The organism is Bacillus salipaludis (assembly GCF_030938565.1).
GTDB lineage: Bacteria > Bacillota > Bacilli > Bacillales > Cytobacillaceae > Neobacillus > Neobacillus salipaludis_A.
Window position 1 is genome coordinate 1,069,714 of record NZ_JAVGVR010000001.1, and the last position, 21,929, is coordinate 1,091,642.

The following is a 21,929-nucleotide window of genomic DNA, read 5'->3' on the forward strand; positions in this document are numbered from 1 at the left end:
CTATTGACCTTTGTGTAACAACAAGGTTTACAATAAGGATACGAAATCTTCTAAATCATCTAAGAATTTAATTTATTAACACGGAGGGAGTTGAGTTATGAAACAGAAAGCGCTTGCAAAAACGCTTACTTTGTCACAGGTTGTTTTTTTAGGAATTGCATGGAATAACCCCATGGTGTTTTTTAATACCTATGGAATTGCTGCCGTTACCTCAAAAGGTGTCATTACAGCTGCTTACATTATTGCTTTTTTAGCAATACTTTTTACAGCTCTCAGCTATGGCAAAATGGCGAAAGCGTTCCCGATTTCAGGTTCAGCCTATACCTTTACGCAAAAATCTATTAATTCTGAGGTTGGGTTCATTGTGGGTTGGTCGATTATGCTTGATTATTTGTTAACACCTATGGTTACCTGCTTAATGTCGATTGTCTTTTTGAGTTCGGTATTTCCTGGAATCCCGCATTATGTGTGGGTAATTGTGTTGACTGCAAGCATCGTATCTCCAAGTATACTAGGTGTGGAGATATCAGCAATAACTAGTAAAATTTTTGTGATTGCTCAAGTCATTTTTGTTTGCCTTTTCTGGATATTAACTTTCAAAAGTCTATCAGAAGGAGTAGGGACGGGTAGTCTTTTCTCAATTAAGCCATTGTTTGATGCGGATGTTTCCTTATCCGATATTTTGGCAGGTGCTACCATTCTTTGTTTTAGTTTTCTTGGTTTTGATTCACTGACCACTTTATCAGAGGAAACAATCAATCCCGAAAAAACGATTCCAAAAGCAATTATTATCATGCTATTGTTTATCGGAGTTTTGTATATTGGTTCTTCTTACTTAGCACAATTGGTGAATCCGGGCATTTCATTCAAACATGCTGATTCTGCAGCCCTTGAAATAGCAGTGCTCGTCGGAGGAAATTTATTTAAATCCATGTTTATTACAGCGGTGATTATTGGTAATTTCTCTTCAGGTATCGCTTCAATCACAAGCGCTTCTCGAGTGTTATATGCGATGGGGCGAGATTCCGTATTACCTAAAAAAATATTTGGATATATTCATCCTAAATTTAAAACACCGTCACTTAGCATCATTGTGATTGGCGCAGTTTCTTTACTGGCAATTTTATTAACCCTAGAACAAGTTATAAAGTTTATCAATTTTGGAGCGTTAATTGCCTTTACATCGGTAAATGTGTCTGTTATCGCCCATTATTTTATCAGAAATCACAAGCGTTCTTTTCGGGATTGCATTCGGTATCTATTATTACCACTCATTGGCGCAGCCTTTACGATGTGGTTATGGTCGCATTTAGAAATGGATGCGTTGATTCTCGGGGGCATTTGGATGGCATGCGGATTGATTTATCTTGTCTATATGACGAAATGGTTCCGCAAACCGCTTCCTGAGTTTTATTTTGATAAAGAAATGATTCCAGAAAATGACCAAGACATTGATCAAGAGGTTATCTCTCAACAGGTAAGATAAAAATAACATATTGGAGGTTTGTCAAAATGTTGAAGTTGAAAATGTTTATTAATGGTGAATGGATGGATTCGTTAAGCGGAGAGAAGAGTCATGCTGTGAATCCCGCAAACGGTAAAATCATGGCTGAGGCTCCGCAGGGAAGTAGAGAAGAAGCCCAAATGGCGATTAGTGCAGCACGAACAGCTTTTGACTCCGGAATTTGGTCAGGCTTGCCGGCATCTGAACGTGCATCCTACTTATTTAAAATAGCGGATAAGATTGAAGAAAGGGCAGCCGAGCTTAGCAAACTTGAAACAGAGAATACGGGAAAACCCCTTAAAGAATCTGAGTTTGATATTGCTGATACGGTGGATTGCTTTCGATACTATGCTGGGTTAGTGACAAAACCAAATGGTCAAACGTATTCTGTTGCCGATCCTGTACAAGCCATGGTTATTCGGGAACCTGTCGGTGTATGCGGACTTATCGCTGCATGGAATTTTCCATTGTTGACGGGAGCTTGGAAAATAGCCCCTGCGCTTGCTGCGGGAAATACGCTTGTATTTAAACCAGCTGAAATCACTCCGGTCACCACTTACAAATTATTTCAGATCATGGAAGAAGTGGGGATACCAGCTGGTGTTGCAAACCTAGTTTTGGGAGGTGGTTCAACAGTAGGAAAAGAAATAGCGGAAAGTCAGAAGGTGGATCTGATTTCTTTTACAGGTAGTACAGCAACGGGTAGAAGCATCATGAATGCAGCAACAGGAAATATTAAAAACATTTCACTCGAACTAGGCGGCAAGTCACCAAATATTGTTTTCGCTGACGCAGATTTTGAGACAGCTATCGATTATGCATTAAATGGGATTTTTACCAATGCCGGACAAGTTTGTAATGCAGGATCGCGTTTACTATTAGAAGAGAGCATTCATGATAAGTTCATTGCTAGATTAGTAGAAAGAGCGAAAAAGATTCAGGTTGGGCTTGGAGATGATTCGTCTACAGAGATGGGGCCGCTTGTAAGTGAAGACCATATGAAGAACATCCTTGAATATATTCAAATTGGCTTAAACGAAGGGGCTACATTAGTTTGCGGGGGCAACCGCATCACAAGTGACGGGCTTGAAAATGGTTATTTCATTGAGCCAACAATATTTGTTGACACCAAACCTGACATGAGAATTGTTCAGGAAGAAATTTTTGGACCAGTCCTTGTCGTTCAAAAGTTTAAAGATGAGGCGGAAGCAATCCAGCTGGCAAATGATACCTCATACGGGCTTGCAGCAGGTGTTTTTTCACAAGATGGCGCCAAAGCTTTGAGGGTTATTAAAAAAGTAAGAGCCGGAATTACCTATGTTAATGCTTATAACCTCGCCTATAATGAAGCACCGTGGGGAGGGTACAAGCAGAGCGGGATTGGCCGCGGGTTAGGAACCTTTGGTTTGGATACGTTTACTGAGGTAAAACAAATCAATATTAATTTAGATGTTAAGCCAACTGAATGGTTTAGCAATTAGTTAAATAGAGAAAACACCAGATTTAAATTCAGAATATTGGGAATAATAAAGGAGGAAATTTAATATGTTATGGGATTTTCATTTTAATCTGCCTACTTCTATAGAGTTTGGAAAGGGTAAAGTAAAGAATATTGGGAAAAGGGCTAAAGAATTAGGGGGAAATAAAGCACTCATTATTACAGATAAAGGACTTGCACAAACAGGAATTTTGGACAAAATCACACAATCTTTAGATCAAGAAGGTGTTAATTATATTGTTTATGATGAAATATCACCTAATCCAAAAGATGTAGATTGCGAGAGTGCTTATCAAAAGTTTAAAAACGAGAACATCGATCTTTTAATTGGTCTTGGCGGCGGAAGTTCAATGGATACAGCCAAAGCAATTGGGACACTTTTAACACATGGAGGAGAATTAAGAAAACGTTACGGTGTAAATTTACTAGAACGGGAAATCCCACCACTAATTTGTATTCCGACAACTTCAGGTACCGGTAGTGAAGTTACAAGAGGTTCTGTCATTACCGATACCGTGACGAAACAAAAGGAGGCGATACTAGATTTGAAAATCGCTCCTAAACTTGCACTTGTAGATCCTGAATTGACAGTAACTTTGCCTAAATCCATTACAGCAGCTACAGGAATGGATGCACTCACACATGCTATCGAAGCTTACACCTGCAAAGTTGCTCAACCACTTTCAGATGCTTTGGGACTATATTCCATAGAATTAATTGCAAAGTACCTACCATTAGCAGTAGAAAATGGTCACGATTTAGAGGCTAGGAAAAATATGCTTTTGGGCAGTTTGGTTGCCGGTATCGCCTTTGATAACACGGATCTTGGGGCTGTACATGCAATGGCCGAACCACTTGGAGGACTTTATGATACTCCACATGGAGTGGCGAATTCTATTTTTCTTCCACATGTATTTGAATATAATATTCCTTCAAATCCAGAAAAGCACGCCATGGTAGCAATCAAGCTTGGGGCAAATCCTGAAGGAAAAACAATTGAAGAAACGGCTTATGAAGGTGTTGTGTTGTTAAAAGAGCTGGCAAATAAAATCGGCATTCCTAGCTTTCGAGATTTAAGTAATGTAAATCCCGAAGACTTCCCATTCCTAGCAGAAGGAGCCTTTAAACATTTGTGTACTCAGGCAAATTCAAGGGATTTGACAAAAGAAGACTATCTGAATTTATTTCAAAAGACTTATGAGGAGAAAACAACAACTTTAATTGAAAGCTAATTGTGTAAACAATATAAAAATAGAATTAAAAATAATTGGTTAACAAACGGCCCCCCTCAGAAAACTTTGCATAAGGAAAAAGAGTGGATGAAAATTAAAAAGGAGGCAGCAAGAATGTCTATTCGTGATGAAAAGCAGTTTTTAAACTTACCATTTACAGGAATTTGTACTTTTGGGAAATACCCAATATGTTCGAACCTGAACCAGCTTGATGCAGATGTAGCTGTAATCGGGGTGCCTAATGACATGGGGACACAATGGAAATCTGGTGCAAGAATGGGCCCTAGAGGAATCCGCGAAGGCTCTACATTATATAGTTTCGGTCTGGATGGTGCTTATGATATTGAAAATGATACTATGTATCTTGGGCCTGAATGGAAAGTCGTCGACTGTGGTGATGTAGACATGGTACACGGAGATATTATGCAGTGCCATGAAAATACAGAAGAAGCAATACGAAAAATTATTTCCAAAGGTGCTATGCCGGTTGTATTAGGAGGCGATCACTCCATCACAGCAGCAGTTGGAAAGGGACTAGAAGACATAGGTCCGTTTCATGTGATTCAAATTGATGCCCATCTAGACTGGGCGGATCATCGCTCAGGAATGAGGTATGGTCATGGAAATTGCATTCGTCGCTTATCTGAGCTGGATTATGTTCAGAAAATATTCCAGTTCGGTATTCGCGGGATCAGCAGCAGCAAAAAAGAAGACGTCGATGCAGCAAGAGCGTATGGCAGCGTGATCCTATCACCTCGTCAGATGAGAAAAATGGGACTTAAAGAAGTGTTGGAGCTTATTCCTGCAGGAGAAAAATATTATGTAACGATTGATATTGACGGAATCGATCCGTCCATTGCACCTGGAACAGGAACACCTTCTCCAGGTGGGCTCCTCTACGATGAGGTTAATGAATTGCTTAAAGGAATTTCCAAAAGAGGAGAAGTCATCGGGTTTGATTTAGTAGAAGTTGCCCCTCCATATGATCTAACGGGCATAACTGGACAAGTAGCAGCCCGTATTTTACTAGACTTACTCAGCTATGTATTAAAAGAAAAAGAGAAAAAAGAGAATAAAAAATTCGGAAAAGAAAAAGAAGAAATGCTTTTTTAACTGGGGTTGTTTCCTACTGGGACCAATGGATGTTAATAAAAAAGAGGAACGCAAAGCGTTCCTCTCCTTATTTCTATGGACTCTAACCATTTGTAAAACAAGAAAAAATTCACTATAACTTCATTTTGTATTCTAGCCTTAAAACCCTTCATCTCTTTGAAAATCTAAACATTTATTCTCCTTACTTTTATATTTATTTATTTTATTACATTAATAAGGAATGACCGTCAGATAATTATAATATTTCTCCCGAGAAAATCATATTTGAGCCAAATCTGACCATTAGATGGGGATAGGAGCTCCTTCCCCCATCTAACTAGAAGTTTTAAACGAATTCAATACTTATGCAAGTAGCTGATAGGAATTAGTCCATGCGATGCACGGTGTAACGTTATATTAAGACCTCATTATTCTATGATGGGATGGTTAAAGAATACCTAACCCCGTGTTAATTTACTTATTGTTCATTTAACGTTAACTTCAATCCTTTTCGATAATATTCTGCCATCATTTCTTCAGGAACCATGTTTCCACCTGTTCCCCAAATAATATGTGTAGCCTTGTTCATTTTTTTAGTTAAATTATGCTTCTGTAAATAATCGGTTCCCTCTTTAAATAATTTAATGGGGCCAATCATGCCTGCTAGTGCAGAAGGTTCTAAACGAATCGCCTCTGTATCAACTAGTTCCTTTAGCAACATATATAATTGCTCATCGCAAACCGTATAATTACCACTTAAAAACGGTTCTATCGTTTTACCCACAAATCCAGATGGTCTTCCAACAGCTAGTCCATCTGCGTCTGTTATATTATCAATACCGATATCTTGTACAGAAATTCTATCATGGAGTCCAGTCATTAATCCAAGTAACATACATGGAGAATGAGTAGGTTCTGCAAAGAAACAGTGAACGTAATCTTTATACAATACCTTTAACCCAAACGCTATACCTCCAGGACCACCGCCTACCCCACATGGAAGGTATACAAACAAAGGATTATTTTCATCTATTGTTATCTTTAACTCTTCTAATTGTTTTTTTAATCGAACTGCTGCCACTGCGTATCCTAAAAATAGATCATGAGAATTTTCATCATCCACGAAATAACATGTAGGGTCCATATCTGCTTGAATTCGACCTTCCTCTACTGCTTTACTATAATCTGCTTCATACTCAATGACATTAACATTTTTGCTTCGAAGCAACTCTTTTTTCCATTGTTTTGCATCAGCCGACATATGAACAGTCACATTAAAACCTAATTTTGCACTCATGATGCCTATACTAAGTCCTAAATTTCCAGTCGACCCAACAGCGATTGAATATTGAGAGAAGAAGGTTCGAAACCTATCACTATCTAAAATTGAATAGTCATCGTGAACTGTTAACAATTGATGTTGAAGAGCTAATTCTTCTGCATGTTTGAGAACTTCATAAATCCCGCCTCTTGCTTTTATAGATCCTGATATAGGAAGATGACTATCACATTTTAGAAATAATTCACCTAATATAGGTTGTTGATAATTCCGTTCTAGGGATTGTTTCATGGAGGGGATATCCACTAAAGGTGATTCGATAATACCATTCATCTTTTTTGTTTCTGGGAAAACCTTAGCGATATATGGTGCAAAACGTTTCAACCTTTCCTCTGCATCCCTTACATCTTCTTGAATTAGGGGGGATTTTTTAATTCCTGTTTGGAATTTTTCGATATTTGGATTGAACCAGAATATTTCCTCCATTGAAATGAGTTTGCTTAGTAAAGGATATTGGTCTTTCCATTTTTGTATTTCTTTGCTTTCAATTTCCTTCATTCGACGAATCCTCCTAATTGACTTGTAAACAGTTATCAAACTGAAATAAAATATAAGTTAATATACGTTAAATAAAATTTAACACAAATTATTTTAAATGTTAAGTGCTGTTTAATTATGTTAAATATAAATTAACATTCAGTGTTAAGGAGTGTATAGGGATGGAAAATATAGATATTGGAAAAAGGGTTGAACAATATAGAAAAGCTAAAGTGTTAAGTATAAGAGAATTAGCTAAGTTAGCTGAAATAACGCCTTCGATGTTAAGCCAAATTGAACGCGGATTAGCAAATCCTTCTATTCAAACCCTTAAAGTTTTAGCAAAGGCCCTTGATGTTCCAACCTTTAGTTTTTTCCTTGAAGAAAAAAACACGGCGGATTTAGTTGTTAGGACAAATCAACGTAGAAAAATGGTGATTGACAATTTGTCTTATGAATTGTTATCACCCGATTTTACTGGAAATCTCGCGTCAGCTATTATGAAGGTTCCGCCAAACACTTCGTCGTCTGAGAAACTCTTGGAACATAAAGGAGAGGAAGTTGCTTTTATTTTAGAGGGGAAAATTAAGGTGTATTTAAATGAGGAGGAACATATATTAGAGGCTGGTGATAGTGTGAAAATACCTGCATATATGAAACATAAATGGGAAAATGATTTCAACCAAAATGCGGTTGTATTATTTTCAGTTACCCCGCCTGCTTTTTAACCCTAATGATAAATAAATCTTATTTCAGTATTTCATATAAAAAAAGACTAGCTCAATCATGAAAAAACTAGTCTTTGTATATCTTTACCTTTATTTTTTTGGGTGGCGGTGATGAGGATGGTGATGGTGATGGTCATTAGAACTTGACTCATCTTGGTCATGATCCTCTTTACATCCACAATGTTCATGATCCTCATGACAACATTGGGTAAACGAGTCATCCGGACACACGCCTGGAATTGGAACGCATGGGTTAAAATTATGATTTTGGAGTACTTCATACGGTCGCATCATGTCGTGGTCTTCATGTTCAAGGATATGACAATGCCATGGGTAGATTCCTGTAAATGGCCCAAACCGTGCAATGATTCGGGTGACCTCCCCGGGATTGGCACGAACAGTATCTTTCCATCCCATTTCATTTGGGTCGGGTGGTTGTGGCGGTCCGACTACAAGGTCAGTACCATTTGGATCACCGGTAAACACAGCACGATTCAAAATTTGAAAAGTAACAAGGTGCAAGTGAATTGGGTGAGTGTCCGGTGTAGTATTGTAAAGCTCCCAAATCTCGATAGTTCCATTATATGGGGTTTCTGTTAAAGGTAACTGATCCCAATCGAGATTATTTAAAAGAAGTTTTAAACGCCCGAACTCATCTGTAGTTTCCACTAAGACGTTTTTTCTTACCGTTACAGCATCAGCAGAATCAAGTCTTTCCAAGCAGCTTAGCTTCGCGGGTATTTTGCTGCTGTCAGACAAAGTGTGTCTTTGCTTGACTACTCGAAATTCCATAATCTGCGTTAGGTTAGGAGAAGGTGGATCGCCACCGGGGAATGGTGCTGGTGCGTCATTAGTTAAAATAATACTTTGACCATTGTGGTTTGAAAAATCGATAATAACATCGACCCGTTCTGCAGGTGCAAGGATGATTTCGGCAACGGTGACTGGATTTTCCAAAAGTCCTCCTTCCGTGCCAATTTGGACAAAATCTTGACCAGAGCTCAAACGAATACGGTAAAAACGAGCATTGGAACCATTAAGTATGCGGAAGCGATATTTCCGTGGCTCAACCTCCAGGAAAGGCCATACTTTTCCATTGACTAAGATTGTGTTGCCAAAAAACTCAGGGACAACGGATGGGTTTGGTACTGTTGGATCGATTGGTGGAGGCGGTTGTGGTGCTGGAGGAGGCTCGTGGCCAGGCTGGGTTGGATAGAACAATTCACCATCAGGATAGAACGAACGATCTTGGATGACCAGTGGAATTTCAAATTTTCCTCTTGGAAGGTCCAATTCATCCTCTTCATCATCTCTTAGGATATAGAATCCTGCAAGCCCTGCATATACGTTCAAACGAGTAATTCCAAGTGCGTGATCATGGTACCATAGTGTTGCAGGGCGTTGACAGTTGGGATAAAAATATACTTCATGGGCAAATTTCGGTCCAACATTTTCAAAATCTCGTGTAAACCAAGCCTCTGGATATCCGTCATTTTCTGGACGAACACGACCTTCATGTAAATGTACGACCGTTCTTACAGAAGGTTTATCTGGTTCTGCACCATGAAGCGTTCTATCCACGGGCAGCAGGTGTTCAAATGGCAATTTATTTTTCCATTTTACTAAAATAGGTTCATTTCTTCGTACCTCGAATGTAGGGCCAGGATACATACCGTTGTAACCCCAAACAGTAGTTGGGGGCAAATCGCGATGTAACTTTTGCTTTACTTGTTTCATGATTACTTCATAGAATGGGATGTCATCACATCTATCTTTGGGTTCCAAGATAGGTGGAAGGGGTAATGCGTCCACAAACTTCTTTAAAGACATCTTCCTGCCTCCTTTAAAAAAATGAAACATAATTCCCTTTCTATAATTAGTTCTATACAAAGAACTTTATGACAAAAACATTTGTAAGTTTTACTTCCTACTCACTCAACAAAATGTTGTCCGGTGCAGTAGGTTTTTTTGTGAAAAGATCTTTGTTTTTATAGGAGATTTTTAGCGGGTAGACATTACAAAACCTTAACATTGGCTTAATGTGGGATTCACATTCATGAATTATTCTAAAACCGTAAACAATCAACAACAATATTAAAGAAACCAAACTGGAGGATTTCTTAATGAAACGTAAATGGAGTAAGACACTGAAGTCAATACAAGCTGGGGTATTAGGTTTAAGTTTACTAAGTTTGGCAGCTTGCAGTACAAATGAAAAAACTGTTGCTCCCGTTGTGAAAAATCCTAATTCACTAAAAGTTGGGGAAATTGAGTCAAAAGCAAAGAAAGAAGGAGCCATAAATAGCGTCGGTATGCCAGATACTTGGGCAAACTGGGGGGAAACTTGGGGAGACGTGACAAAAAAATACAAATTGACCCATAATGATACAGATTTATCAAGCGCTGAAGAAATTGCAAAGTTTGAATCTGAAAAGGAGAATGCTTCGGCTGATATTGGTGACGTAGGGATTTCTTTTGCTCCTATAGCGGAACAAAAAAAGCTCACTATACCATATAAGACCTCCTATTGGAATGAAGTACCGAAATGGGCAAAAGATGACGATGGAGACTGGGTTGCAGGATATCAGGGAACGATTGCTTTCTTAACAAATAAAGAATTGGTAAAGAACCCGCCAAAATCATGGGCTGATCTATTAAAAGGAAACTACAAAGTAACCGTTGGGGATGTTCAGCGCGGCGCACAGAATCAAATGGCTGTTCTTGCTGCTGCGATTGCTAACGGCGGTAGTGAGTCAAATATCGAACCGGGTCTTAAATATTTTGCCAAGCTTGCCAAGCAGGGCCGTCTTAGTCTGACGGATGCAAAGCCGGCTAACATTGAAAAAGGGGAAGTAGAGGTAGCCATTGTTTGGGATTTCAATGCCATTGGATATGCGGAGCAAATCAACCGCAAGCAATTTGATATAAGCATTCCAAAAGAAGGTTCAGTTGTCAGTGCTTATTCCACCATCATTAACAAATATGCTAAGCATCCATATGCTGCGATGGCGACTAGAGAATATATCTTAAGTGATGAAGGTCAAATTAATTTAGCTAAAGGATTCGCACGTCCGATTCGTGATGTACAACTTCCAAAAGAGGTAGCAGCCAAACTGGTTCCAAACGAAGAATACAAAAATGCCCAACCAATTAAAGATTACAAAGCTTGGGAAGGAACAGCAAAAACTTTACCGCAGCTGTGGCAAGAAGAGGTGTTAGTCAATGTTAAATAAAGTGATTGTCGTTGTTGTTGATGGTATGAGATATGATAAGGCGTTTGATGCACTAGGATATGTTCAGCATTTAGTTGAAACGAATCAGGCGGCACTATACAAAGTGAAATCGGAGCTTCCAAGTCTTTCCCGTCCGCTGTATGAAGTATTACTAACCGGCACTCCGGCATCCATGAATGGAATTACCTCCAATCAAACGGTTCGTTTATCTAATGAGAAAAGTATTTTTCATCTTACGAAAGAGAACGGATTAAGAAATGCTTCTGCAGCTTATTACTGGGTAAGCGAACTATATAACCGGGCGCCATTCAACTTTATAGAAGACCGTATCCAAGAAGATATGTCTAAGCCTATCCAATCCGGATTGTTCTATTGGGAAGATGATTATCCGGATAGCCATTTGTTGATGGATGCGGAGGCTTTACGCAGAAAGCATGATCCTCACTTTTTATATATTCATCCTATGGGAGTGGATGTAAAAGGAGAGAATTATGGTTCCGAATCGAAAGAATATCGGGAACAAATTTTAAAAATGGGCAGCTTGTTAGCGCAACTTCTCCCGATTTGGATGAAATCTGGTTACCATATTTTGATTACCTCCGACCATGGGATGAGTGAATACGGGAACCATGGGGGCATAACTGATGGTGAACGTGATGTACCGCTTTTTGTCATTAGTCCAAGAATAGAAACAGGAATACATGGGGAAACCATTCCTCAATTGGCGTTTGCACCACTGGTTTGTGAACTGTTAAGTATTGAACCGTCTGACAAAATGATTTCTTATAAATTTCCTGGACTGAAAGAAGCGGTCACTCTTTAATTTGGACAGCTTTATAGTCTATAAATCAAGCATTCTTTGAAAATTTGAATCGATCTGGCATTATTGCTAAATCGATTCAAAGGATTGTTTAGCCATTTTTAGAGGAGCGAAAAATCTTGCAAAAAATAAAAAAACAAAAACTTTATTTATTAGCTCTTTTACTGCCATTTATTATTCTGATTGTTGGTTTTGAAATTGGACCATTAGTTACGATGTTGAAAAATAGCTTTTATGCTGACGATGGAACCAAGGTGACATTTGAGCAATATATAACCATTTTTAAAAGTAAATTTTACTTACAAGCCATTCAAAACAGCGTTCTTATTTCATTTTTTTCCGCAATCACTTCGATTATAGTGGCGATTGGTCTCGCCTATTCGTTTACAAAATTTTCGAAGAAAGCACAAAATCGTTTACTCATGATTGCCAATATGACTTCCCATTTTGAAGGAATTCCACTTTCTTTTTCCTACATTATATTGCTTGGTAACAATGGTCTGTTTACTTTACTTTTTGCCAAGTTTGGCTGGGATGTGTTAGGGAATTTTAATTTATACTCTTGGACGGGGTTAATTCTTGTCTACGTTTATTTCCAAATTCCCATGGCTATTATGCTTCTATATCCGTCTTATCAAGGGATTAAACAGCAATGGAAAGAAGCTGCAGCATTATTAGGGGCTTCAAAGCGGCAATTTTGGCTTCATATTGGCCTGCCTGTTCTTTTACCTAGTATTGCCGGTATATTCAGTATTTTGTTTGCGAACGCCATGGGCGCATATGCTACAGCTTATGCATTAGTTGGCAGTAATTATAATTTACTATCTTTGCAAATTGCCTCTCTTGTTGCTAGTGATGTTGCCTTAAAGCCGCAACTGGGCAGTGCATTAGGTGTTCTTTTAGCTTCGACGATGATTATGGCGATGTGGTTTAATCAGCGCATGATGCGTCGTTTCAGGAGGGATTTATAATGAAATCTTCATTGCGTTTTCATAAAGCAGCGGTTTGGTTACTCATTATTTATTTGTTAATTCCGCTAATCGGGACATTTTTATTTTCGATTGCCGGCAAGTGGGACCGTACCATTCTACCTGAATCTTTTACCGTAAAATGGTATGTGGAATTATTTCAAGATGCTAGATTTTTTACTGCTTTTCAACACACTCTGTTTCTGATTGTTATGTCTGTGGGGCTTAGTATCCTGATTATGCTTCCGACTATTTTTATTATTACGATCTATTTCCGCAAGTTGGAAGGGCTGCTTCAAGCGGTGGCGATGCTTCCTTATGGAATTCCTCCCATTGTCGGGGCTGTTGGATTAATCAAGTTATATTCGAATGGACCGATTCAAATATCCGGGACACCTTGGATTCTAATTGGTGCTTATTTTGTTACCATTTTGCCATTTATGTATCAAGGGATTCGGAACAGTCTGCGGACCATTAATGCGGTGGAACTTGTTGATGCCGCTGAGTTGTTGGGGGCATCAAAGTTTCAAGCTTTTAGAACCGTCGTGTTTCCTAATATTCTATCCGGTATCCTAGTATCTACACTGTTATCCGTTGCTCTTTTATTTAGTGAGTTTTCTTTTGCCAATCTGCTGGTTGGAGGACAGTTTGAAACCCTTCAAATTTATCTTGCAAACAAGTTAAATACAAGCGGTCACTTAACAAGTGCAATTGTTATTACGTATTATTCAGTGATTATGCTGTTAACATGGGCCGTTTTAAAAGCCACGTTCCGAAACCAAAAAAGTCCATATAGGTTAAAAAAGAAGAGGACTTTTTCAAGTTTTAAGAAACAGTCTCCTAAAAACATTACTTTTTTGGAAGGTGAAAATTAATGAGCTATATAACCATTGATCAAGTGACAAAACGGTATGAAAATCAGGTAGTTTTAAATCATATATCCTTAACACTGCAAAAAGGGGAATTTGCTACACTTCTTGGACAAAGCGGATGCGGAAAAAGTACATTACTCAGGTCCATCGCTGGACTTGAAGAAGTGGATAGGGGAAGGATCTTGGTGGATCAAAGGGATATTACTCATTTATCACCTCGGCACCGTGAAGTCGGGATGGTCTTCCAATCTTATGCCCTTTTTCCGAATATGACCGTTTTCGATAACATTGCATATGGGCTTAAAATGAAAAAACAAAGAAATATCAAATCCAGGGTGCAAAACATGATTGATATGGTTGATTTAACCGGAAAAGAAGGATCTTATCCGCATCAGCTGTCCGGCGGCCAGCAGCAGCGGGTTGCACTGGCACGGGCGCTTGTAATGGAACCGAAAGTGCTGCTGTTGGACGAGCCTTTAAGTGCATTGGATGCAAAAATCAGGAAAAATTTACAAAGGGAATTAAAAAGAATCCAAAGGGAATTGGAGATCACCACGATCTTTGTTACGCATGATCAAGAAGAGGCAATGACCTTGTCAGATAAGATCTTTATTATGAATGAAGGCAATATTGTTCAATCAGGTTCTCCATCAGAAATTTATACTTCTCCAGTTAACACCTTTGTTGCAAAGTTTATCGGGAATTATAATGTTTTAAATGTTGAGGTATTTAATAAATTGATTAGAAGTCCGGAATTAACAGGCAATGAAGTGGCGATCCGCCCTGAAGTATTACAATTAACTCCAGTTGAACAAGAAACCATACCTTTACAAGATAATTGGACGGTTAAAGGTGTGATTCGGGATATTTCGATGACTGGGAATGTTTTAAGATACGAAGTTGAAACAGATGGTTCCATCCTTCATGTGGATTCTCTTCATCATCAAGGAGGAAAACTGGATCAGGGCTCACCTATTCGGATCCTTATACCAAAGAAAGAATGTATTGTTTTATAAATTAGTAATGGGGTAATCAAATGTTAATCTTACCAGAGGAAAGAAAAAATGAAATTTTAAATGAGTTAAAAAGAATAGGAAAGGTAAAAGTTATTGATTTGGCCAAACAATTCAATGTCTCAGAGGAAACCATCCGTCGGGATTTAACACAATTAGAGGAAAATGGGTTATTAAAAAAGGTTTATGGCGGGGCAATTAAAACAACCTTTCAATCTGGGGAACCTCCGTTTACCCAGCGTACGACAGTGAAGCAAGAAGAAAAAATACAAATTGGTAAAAAAGCAGCGGAACTGATTTCCGATGGAGATGTTATTGTTATTGATGTCGGGACAACTACACTGGAGTTTGCCCATTCTATCCAAAACAAAGAAAATATAACGATCTTAACAAATTCCATTCCTGTATCAGCTGTATTAACGGAATCTCTTAATCAACAAAAGTTCACAGGGCAGATTTTACTGTTAGGCGGTCAAATTGATCCGAAACAGCAATCGGTCAGTGGCGGTATTACTGAGCAGGTATTAAATCAATTCAATATTAATAAGGCCTTTATTTCAGCAGGCGGTGTCTCTATTGAAAACGGTGTTAGCAATTTTCATTTAAACGAAACTTTGGTTTCTCAAACCATGGTTAGGGTATCAAAACAAATTATTTTGTTAGCCGATTATTCAAAATTCGGCGTGGATACATTTTGTAAAATATGCCCCTTAGAGAAATTAGATATCATTGTGTGTGACCAACATCTCCCGGAATCTTGGGAAACTGATTTGAGACTAAACGAAATCGATTGGATCAAAGCATAGATATCGAATAGGAGACAAAGAACATGAGTTTAATTGCAATAGACTTAGATGGAACGTTATTAAACCATCAGATTGAAATAAGTGAAGAAAATATAAAAGCGATTCAATTTGCCCAAGAAAATGGCATTGAAGTAGTCATTTCAACAGGCCGGGCTTATTTTGATGTGCGAAGAATTTGTGAAAAGGCCGGGCTTTCTACCGTTGTAATTGGTACAAACGGTGCCACCATTCATTCCAAAGATGAGATGCTTTTGTCTGCTGCTGCCATAGAGAAAAATGAAGTCCAATCTATTCTTCAATGGTTAGACGAATGGAATTTTTACTATGAGGTGTTTACAAACAAAGCCATTTATACGATTAGAAAAGACAGGGAAAATTTCGATCATGAGATTCAAATGATGAAAAGAGCCGGGGGAGATGGCAATCGGAATGAATTAGTGGAGGAAGCAGAAAGACAACTTGATCAGTATGGCTATGTTTTTGTTGAAAATTATCATGATATCCTAAAACAAAAGGAAGATTTTTATAATATTGTAGTGTGTTCTTTTGATGAAAAGAAGTTAGAGGAAAGCCGGAAACACTTTCAAGAATATGGTTCGTTAACAGTTGTTTCATCCGCTCATCATAATATTGAAATTACGAGCAAATATGCTTCAAAAGGAATTGCCCTTGAAAAACTTTGTTCTTTGACAAATTGCAGTTTAGAATATGCAATGGCAATCGGAGACAGCGACAATGATCGATCTATGTTCCAAAAAGTGAAATATAGCGTGGCGATGGGGAATGCAAAACGTGAGATTAAAGAAATTTGTACAATGGCCACTCTTAAAAATGATGAAGATGGTGTGGCCCATGCCATTTACCGATACTTTAACAACTTGGTGATTCAACCTAATACCATCTATTAAAATAGCAGGTTAGCAATTACACATAATGGAATGTATCTGCTAACAAGGAGAATCTTTAAATGGATTGGATTTATATTTTAATTGCAGGTCTTTTAGAGATCGTCTGGATTATAGGCCTTAAATATTCGCACGGGTTTACTGAATTCATACCTAGTGTCCTAACAGTGGGGATTATCATTTTCAGCTTTTTTTTATTGTCAAAAGCTTTACGTTTAATATCCGTAGGAACAGGGTATGCCATTTTTACGGGTTTGGGTACGGTTGGAACCATAGCTGTTGGGGCGATTTTTTGGGGAGAGTCTATCAATCTGCTAAAAATGTTTTTTGTCATTTTAATGATTTTTGGAATAATTGGATTAAAAATTGAGTCAAATGTGGGTCAACAAGAAGTAGATGATTTGTTCAAGGTTAGGTGATGAGTAGATGGCATGGCTGTTACTCCTTCTTGCTGGATTTGCTGAGATTGGAAGTGTCATAAGTCTAAAACGCGCAGAAGGATTTAAAAAGTTTTTTCCTACCGTATCCTGTCTTGTATTTGGTAGTTTCAGCTTTTATTTTCTTTCCCTTTCATTAAAGGTTCTTCCAATCGGGCCAGCTTACGCAATATGGACTAGCATCGGCTCTGTAGGAAGTGTCTTAGTAGGAATGGTATATTTTAAAGAACCGAGAAATAGTAAAAGAATCTTTTTAATTCTTTGTATAATAATAGGTGCTGTTGGCGTTAAAATAACTTCTGGACAGTAATAATAACGCAAGCACATGGTTGAACAAGAAATAGAAAAATATAGGTGGAAATATTTAATATCACATAATTGTAACAAAATAAACTCGTATGAAAATATGTTAGTAATTCAAACAGAACTATTTCTAACAGTAGAATAAATTAAAACGTAGCCTTTTTAGATTTCTATAAATGTATTTTTAGAGTAAACACAGAGATTTTTTTACCTCTGTGTTTATTTAAGTTTTCGCTGATTAATTGCTCCTATGTTTAATAGCATAACAAAGAGACTAACTAATAACCAATGGAGCAAGAGTATCCCCCGAATATTTTCAATGCAACCCACAGACCTATCGGTGTATTGGAGGAACCTAGCCTACTCATATCGGACAGATGTTGAACTTGTTAAGTCCAATTGGGGTCCTTAGCCTAGGTAAGCCAAGCGCAAGCGAAGCACAATTCCCTAAGGGGATATAGGAGATTAGAAAAAGCAAATGTCACCATGTTGGGTTTGGAACATTTGAAGTACGTGAACGCGCAGCCAGAACAGGCCGTAATCCACAAACAGGCGAGGAAATGCGGATTCCTGCTTCTAAAGTTCCCGCTTTTAAACCAGGTAAAGAATTAAAAGAAGCTGTTATATAAGTAACCAATAGATAGTGCTGAGGAAGCCTTTTGGCTTCCTCAGCACTCTTTTATTCGTAAGGTAAGACTGTAGAAAGAATAGCTTTTTATTATTTTGCAACACTTTCTGATAAATGTCCTTCTTTCCACATCACTGTAATCCCAAGCCCAATGACCATAATGACAGCAGCGAAAAGATAAGGAAAGTGGATGTTTATGTCAAACAGTATCCCGCCCATCGCTGGTCCAACGATATTACCTAAGCTCGTATAAGTAGAATTCATTCCAGCAACAAATCCTTGTTCCTTCTTGGCAGCTTTTGATAAAAAGGTCGTCAATGCCGGACGAAGCAAGTCAAATGCAAGAAAGATGAAGCTAGTTACCACAAGCACCGTCAAAAAGCTAGAAACCACGGTGGATGCCACTGCCAAAATTGCACCAATGACCAAACATAATTGGATCAGTTTCTTTTCTCCAAGAAAATCTACCATTCTCCCAAACATAAATACTTGCACGATAACGCCAAAGATGGAGCTTATTGTAATAATCGATGCAATGTCCTTTGGTGTAAAGCCGAATTTATGATCAGAAAATAGACTAAAAACTGTTTCATAAGCTGATAAACCGAATGCGAGCACAAATACAATAATAAATGCAATGAAATAAAGCGGATTAAGTGATTTTTTCAAATCGCTAATCAAGTTTGTTTGCTTGGTTTTAGCCGAAATTTCTGCAAGCTGTTCCTTAGTTATCGGCTCTTTTAAAATAAATATGGAAATAAAGCAGGCTAAAAAGGCTATGGCTGCAGCAAAGAAGAAGGGCATACGTACACCGTATTCTGCAATAAAGCCGCCGATGCCGGGCCCTATAATAAAGCCAGTGCTTATAGCGGCAGACATATAGCCCATTGCTTTTGGCCTTTCCTGAAGCGATGTAATATCTGCAAGATATGCAGTAACTCCCGGCATAATAAAGGCGGCACTAAATCCACCTAGAATCCTTGATAGATAAAGCACTGATACATTTTTGCCTATCCCAAAAATCAGTTCTGATACACCAAATAGGAATAAACCGATGATAATGATTTTCTTTCTGCCATAACGGTCAACCCATTGTCCTGCGAGTGGTGACACTAGCAGTTGTGACACCGCAAAAACCGCAACAAGATAGCCCATCGTTTTCCCAGATAAATGCATAATATTCATAAAAGTTGGCATAACAGGGATGATGAGACCAACTCCCAGAAAGGCAATAAAAATATTGCTTAAAAGAATAATTAATACAGCTTTTTGTTTTTTTATCGTTTTCTTCATGAATCAACACCTCTTTTCTGTATGAATCATTAATGTGAAATCCCTCTCCAAAATACAGTCCATGAGGCATCTAATTTGTCTTTCAGCCGATGTTCATCATTGCCGTATACAAGTTCCAGCAAAATGGAATCGACTACTCCTAAGAAAGCGAAGGTTGGTGTTTTTGCAGCATCTATGATGATTAACTTAGCATCAATCCAATCCTGAAATTTACCTTCTAGTATCGCCTGTACTTTCTCTTCGATATCGATTACTTCCTTTTCAATTGCCTTTGCGAGATGGGCTGGCGGAAAAAAGGACATGCGTAGCCAAAACTTTATATGCTCATTTTTTTGAAATAGATCGATAACCAATTGTAAGAATCCGTATAAATCTTTTTCGGGATTTTGTGAATCAACTTTTTCAAAATATTGGAGCTTTGAAGATAGCTCAGTCTCTTTGGCATCACGCAAAACTTGCAGAAAAAGGTCATCCTTCCCTTTAAAATGAGCGTAAATGGATTGCTTTTTCATGCCGACCTCTTCAGCTATTTGCGAAAGAGACGCTCCTTCATAACCATGTATTGTGAAATATTTTAGAGCCGCTTCCTTAATTTCATTGCTTTTCAATAAAATCACCTCAACTAACGAACGTTCGTTAGTTATCATATCAAATTAAGTAATGATAAGCAAGTATCTCAATTTGACTCGAAAGATATATGGGATGGGGACGAGGGAAATGAAGTTTTAATTGGGGAGAATGGTTTAATTAAATCTAGTTTAACCAATACAAATCGAATATAAAAAAATAGAGCTTGGAATCCAAGCTCTATTTTTTAAAAGGAGAATCAATTATCTAACAGTTTTTAATGCCCCGCTCCAACTGATTACTTCATCAAGCATTGCATTCACATTTGTAAGATGCAATTCAGCTGGTTTGAATACTGATCCGTTTTCAAAATCAGTAAATAATGAAAGAGTCGGATGTGTGCGAACATCTGCAACTTTTAATTCCCCTAAGATGCCGCGTAAGTGTTCAGCAGCACGGGCTCCGCCAGTTGATCCATAGCTTACAATACCTGCTGCTTTATCGTTCCAAGCTTCGCGAGCTGAATCCAATGCATTTTTCAATGCGCCTGTGATGCTGTGGTTGTATTCCTGCACAATGAATACAAAGCCATCAAGGCTAGCAAGTTTTTCATTCCATGCTTGAAGTCCTGGTTCTTGGCCAGTACCTTCTCCTAAGAATGGTAATTTGAAGTCGGCGATATCAACGATTTCATAATCTGCATCCTGACGTTTGTCAGCAATACCTTTCACCCATTCTCCTACTTGTGGACTAACACGTCCTTGACGTGTACTTCCTAAAATAATCCCGATTTTTAATTTTGGATTGGTCATTTTTTCTTCCTCCTTAGATGCACTGCCAAATAAATTACTGAAAAAGCTCATTTTTGACACCCCTTGTAGTTTTTGTGAAATATATTTACAAATCATGAATCTCAAATTAAAATATATTTAATTCAAGATAATAATATTACATGTAATTATTTTTGTCAACTATTGAATACTAGTTATAAAGAAAGAAGGGATGAGAAAGAAATGGAAATTGGGATTTATACGTTAGCGGATTTAGGCCCGAATCCGCATACAGGGAAGACGATTAGTGCGCATCAGCGACTTAAAGAAATTATCCAAGCGGCAAAAATGGCGGATGAATTAGGGCTGGATGTATTTGGAGTAGGGGAGCACCACCGTCTGGATTATGCAGTATCAGCTCCAGCGATTGTGTTGTCTGCAGTGTCACAAGTGACGAAACGAATCAAACTAACCACTACTACTACTGTTTTAAATACGATAGATCCTGTCCGTCTTTTTGAGGATTTTGCTACACTTGATTTACTATCAAATGGGCGGGCGGAAATCATTGCCGGACGTGGAGCATTTATCGAATCGTTTCCGCTGTTCGGGTATGACGTGAACCAATATGATGAATTGTTTGAAGAACATATTGAGCTCTTTTTGAAGCTAAATGCGGAAGAGAGGGTTACATGGAGTGGCAGATTTAGGTCGCCATTGCAGGCTGCTGAAATAGCTCCGAGGCCGTTACAAAAAGAAATACCGATTTGGGTTGGAGTTGGCGGCACTCCGGAGAGCGCGGCACGAGCAGGCAGATTAGGTACTGGTTTAGCCTTGGCCATCCTAGGAGGTCCGCCCATCCGATTTAAGCTTCTTGTTGATATATACCGGCAGGCGGCTAGTCAAGCTGGGCATGCTCCGGAATCTTTGAAAGTGGGAGTCACAGGACATGCTTATATATCTAAAACCACGGAGCAGGCAAAAGATGAGTATTATGCGTTTCACTCCAATTATTGGGGATATCTCAATCGCCAGCGTGGCATGAGTACCCATATGTCGAGAGCTGATTTTGAGATTATGGCTGCTCCGGAAACGGCATTATTTGTGGGAAGTTCGCAGCAGATTATTGAAAAAATTCTCTATCAATATGAGCTTTTTGGGCACCAGCGGTTTATTGCTCAAATGGATATTGGCGGAATGCCTTTTGAGAAGGTTGCGGAGAATATTGAAAGGTTGGCAACCGAGGTAGCACCTGTTGTGCGTCGAGAGACTGGGAAACAGTAAATCTCTTGAAAAAGAATGTATCTGCATTACCCGTGAAAATGAAAAGAGTGATCCCGAGGTAAAAGGGAAGGCGTTGCATTACCGGTGAAGAGGAAAAAAGTAATCTCGAGGTAAAAGGAAAGGCGTTGCATTCCCCGTGAAGAGGAAAAAAGTGATCTCG

Annotated in this window: 20 protein-coding genes and 1 pseudogene; 16 read left to right on the top strand and 5 right to left on the bottom strand. The window is 38.5% G+C overall.

What is annotated here, in order from left to right; translation table 11 throughout:
• Positions 1–97 precede the first annotated feature (97 nt).
• From RCG21_RS05175 to speB, 4 genes are all read left to right on the top strand, one after another.
• Positions 98–1,486 carry an APC family permease gene (locus RCG21_RS05175; protein ID WP_133336633.1) on the top strand — a complete coding sequence of 463 codons (1,389 nt, stop codon included), beginning with the start codon at positions 98–100 and terminating at the stop codon, positions 1,484–1,486.
• Positions 1,487–1,512: 26 nt separating this feature from the next.
• On the top strand, positions 1,513–2,985 hold the full coding sequence (locus RCG21_RS05180; protein WP_308912930.1) for an aldehyde dehydrogenase family protein: 1,473 nt from the start codon (positions 1,513–1,515) through the stop codon (positions 2,983–2,985).
• A gap of 64 nt (positions 2,986–3,049) precedes the next feature.
• Positions 3,050–4,234 (top strand): iron-containing alcohol dehydrogenase, encoded by a 1,185-nt coding sequence (locus RCG21_RS05185; protein WP_133336629.1) that lies wholly within the window; start codon positions 3,050–3,052, stop codon positions 4,232–4,234.
• Positions 4,235–4,348: 114 nt separating this feature from the next.
• Positions 4,349–5,347 carry an agmatinase gene (gene speB / locus RCG21_RS05190; protein ID WP_133336790.1) on the top strand — a complete coding sequence of 333 codons (999 nt, stop codon included), beginning with the start codon at positions 4,349–4,351 and terminating at the stop codon, positions 5,345–5,347.
• Between the two features lie 457 nt (positions 5,348–5,804).
• Here the strand turns inward: speB and dsdA are convergent, their stop codons facing one another.
• Positions 5,805–7,163: a D-serine ammonia-lyase gene (gene dsdA / locus RCG21_RS05195; RefSeq protein ID WP_133336627.1), complete on the bottom strand. Its 1,359-nt coding sequence runs from the start codon at positions 7,161–7,163 to the stop codon at positions 5,805–5,807.
• A 161-nt stretch (positions 7,164–7,324) separates the two neighbouring features.
• Here dsdA and RCG21_RS05200 point away from each other — a divergent pair, with 161 nt between their 5' ends.
• Positions 7,325–7,870, top strand: a complete 546-nt coding sequence (locus RCG21_RS05200) for a cupin domain-containing protein (protein WP_133336625.1) — start codon at positions 7,325–7,327, stop codon at positions 7,868–7,870.
• A gap of 90 nt (positions 7,871–7,960) precedes the next feature.
• Here the strand turns inward: RCG21_RS05200 and RCG21_RS05205 are convergent, their stop codons facing one another.
• On the bottom strand, positions 7,961–9,700 hold the full coding sequence (locus tag RCG21_RS05205; protein ID WP_308912931.1) for a multicopper oxidase family protein: 1,740 nt from the start codon (positions 9,698–9,700) through the stop codon (positions 7,961–7,963).
• A gap of 293 nt (positions 9,701–9,993) precedes the next feature.
• Here RCG21_RS05205 and RCG21_RS05210 point away from each other — a divergent pair, with 293 nt between their 5' ends.
• The 10 genes and pseudogenes from RCG21_RS05210 to RCG21_RS05255 all read left to right on the top strand — a co-directional run.
• On the top strand, positions 9,994–11,103 hold the full coding sequence (locus tag RCG21_RS05210; protein ID WP_308912932.1) for an ABC transporter substrate-binding protein: 1,110 nt from the start codon (positions 9,994–9,996) through the stop codon (positions 11,101–11,103).
• A complete protein-coding gene (locus RCG21_RS05215; RefSeq protein ID WP_133336619.1) occupies positions 11,093–11,926 on the top strand; it encodes an alkaline phosphatase family protein in 834 nt (277 codons plus the stop codon). The genes RCG21_RS05210 and RCG21_RS05215 overlap by 11 nt, the downstream gene beginning before the upstream one ends.
• 116 nt (positions 11,927–12,042) lie before the next feature.
• Positions 12,043–12,894: an ABC transporter permease gene (locus tag RCG21_RS05220; protein ID WP_133336617.1), complete on the top strand. Its 852-nt coding sequence runs from the start codon at positions 12,043–12,045 to the stop codon at positions 12,892–12,894.
• The gene (locus RCG21_RS05225; RefSeq protein ID WP_133336615.1) at positions 12,894–13,766 is read left to right on the top strand and encodes an ABC transporter permease; all 873 of its coding nucleotides are present in this window, start codon (positions 12,894–12,896) and stop codon (positions 13,764–13,766) included. The genes RCG21_RS05220 and RCG21_RS05225 overlap by 1 nt, the downstream gene beginning before the upstream one ends.
• Positions 13,766–14,779, top strand: coding sequence for an ABC transporter ATP-binding protein (locus RCG21_RS05230; protein WP_133336613.1), 1,014 nt, complete (start codon positions 13,766–13,768; stop codon positions 14,777–14,779). The genes RCG21_RS05225 and RCG21_RS05230 overlap by 1 nt, the downstream gene beginning before the upstream one ends.
• 20 nt (positions 14,780–14,799) lie before the next feature.
• On the top strand, positions 14,800–15,582 hold the full coding sequence (locus RCG21_RS05235; RefSeq protein WP_133336611.1) for a DeoR/GlpR family DNA-binding transcription regulator: 783 nt from the start codon (positions 14,800–14,802) through the stop codon (positions 15,580–15,582).
• Positions 15,583–15,605: 23 nt separating this feature from the next.
• On the top strand, positions 15,606–16,490 hold the full coding sequence (locus RCG21_RS05240; RefSeq protein ID WP_308912933.1) for a Cof-type HAD-IIB family hydrolase: 885 nt from the start codon (positions 15,606–15,608) through the stop codon (positions 16,488–16,490).
• A 59-nt stretch (positions 16,491–16,549) separates the two neighbouring features.
• Positions 16,550–16,906 carry a DMT family transporter gene (locus tag RCG21_RS05245; RefSeq protein WP_133336607.1) on the top strand — a complete coding sequence of 119 codons (357 nt, stop codon included), beginning with the start codon at positions 16,550–16,552 and terminating at the stop codon, positions 16,904–16,906.
• A 7-nt stretch (positions 16,907–16,913) separates the two neighbouring features.
• Positions 16,914–17,234 (top strand): DMT family transporter, encoded by a 321-nt coding sequence (locus RCG21_RS05250; RefSeq protein WP_308912934.1) that lies wholly within the window; start codon positions 16,914–16,916, stop codon positions 17,232–17,234.
• Between the two features lie 469 nt (positions 17,235–17,703).
• Positions 17,704–17,856, top strand: a pseudogene (locus RCG21_RS05255) (HU family DNA-binding protein); the annotation flags it as partial.
• An 89-nt stretch (positions 17,857–17,945) separates the two neighbouring features.
• Here the strand turns inward: RCG21_RS05255 and RCG21_RS05260 are convergent.
• From RCG21_RS05260 to RCG21_RS05270, 3 genes are all read right to left on the bottom strand, one after another.
• A complete protein-coding gene (locus tag RCG21_RS05260; RefSeq protein WP_133336603.1) occupies positions 17,946–19,148 on the bottom strand; it encodes an MFS transporter in 1,203 nt (400 codons plus the stop codon).
• Between the two features lie 29 nt (positions 19,149–19,177).
• Positions 19,178–19,756, bottom strand: a complete 579-nt coding sequence (locus RCG21_RS05265; RefSeq protein ID WP_133336601.1) for a TetR/AcrR family transcriptional regulator — start codon at positions 19,754–19,756, stop codon at positions 19,178–19,180.
• A gap of 222 nt (positions 19,757–19,978) precedes the next feature.
• Positions 19,979–20,578, bottom strand: coding sequence for an NADPH-dependent FMN reductase (locus RCG21_RS05270; protein WP_026573674.1), 600 nt, complete (start codon positions 20,576–20,578; stop codon positions 19,979–19,981).
• A gap of 150 nt (positions 20,579–20,728) precedes the next feature.
• Between RCG21_RS05270 and RCG21_RS05275 the strand changes: the two genes are divergently transcribed.
• Complete coding sequence (locus RCG21_RS05275; protein WP_133336599.1) at positions 20,729–21,769, top strand: LLM class flavin-dependent oxidoreductase; 1,041 nt, start codon at positions 20,729–20,731, stop codon at positions 21,767–21,769.
• Positions 21,770–21,929: the final 160 nt, after the last annotated feature.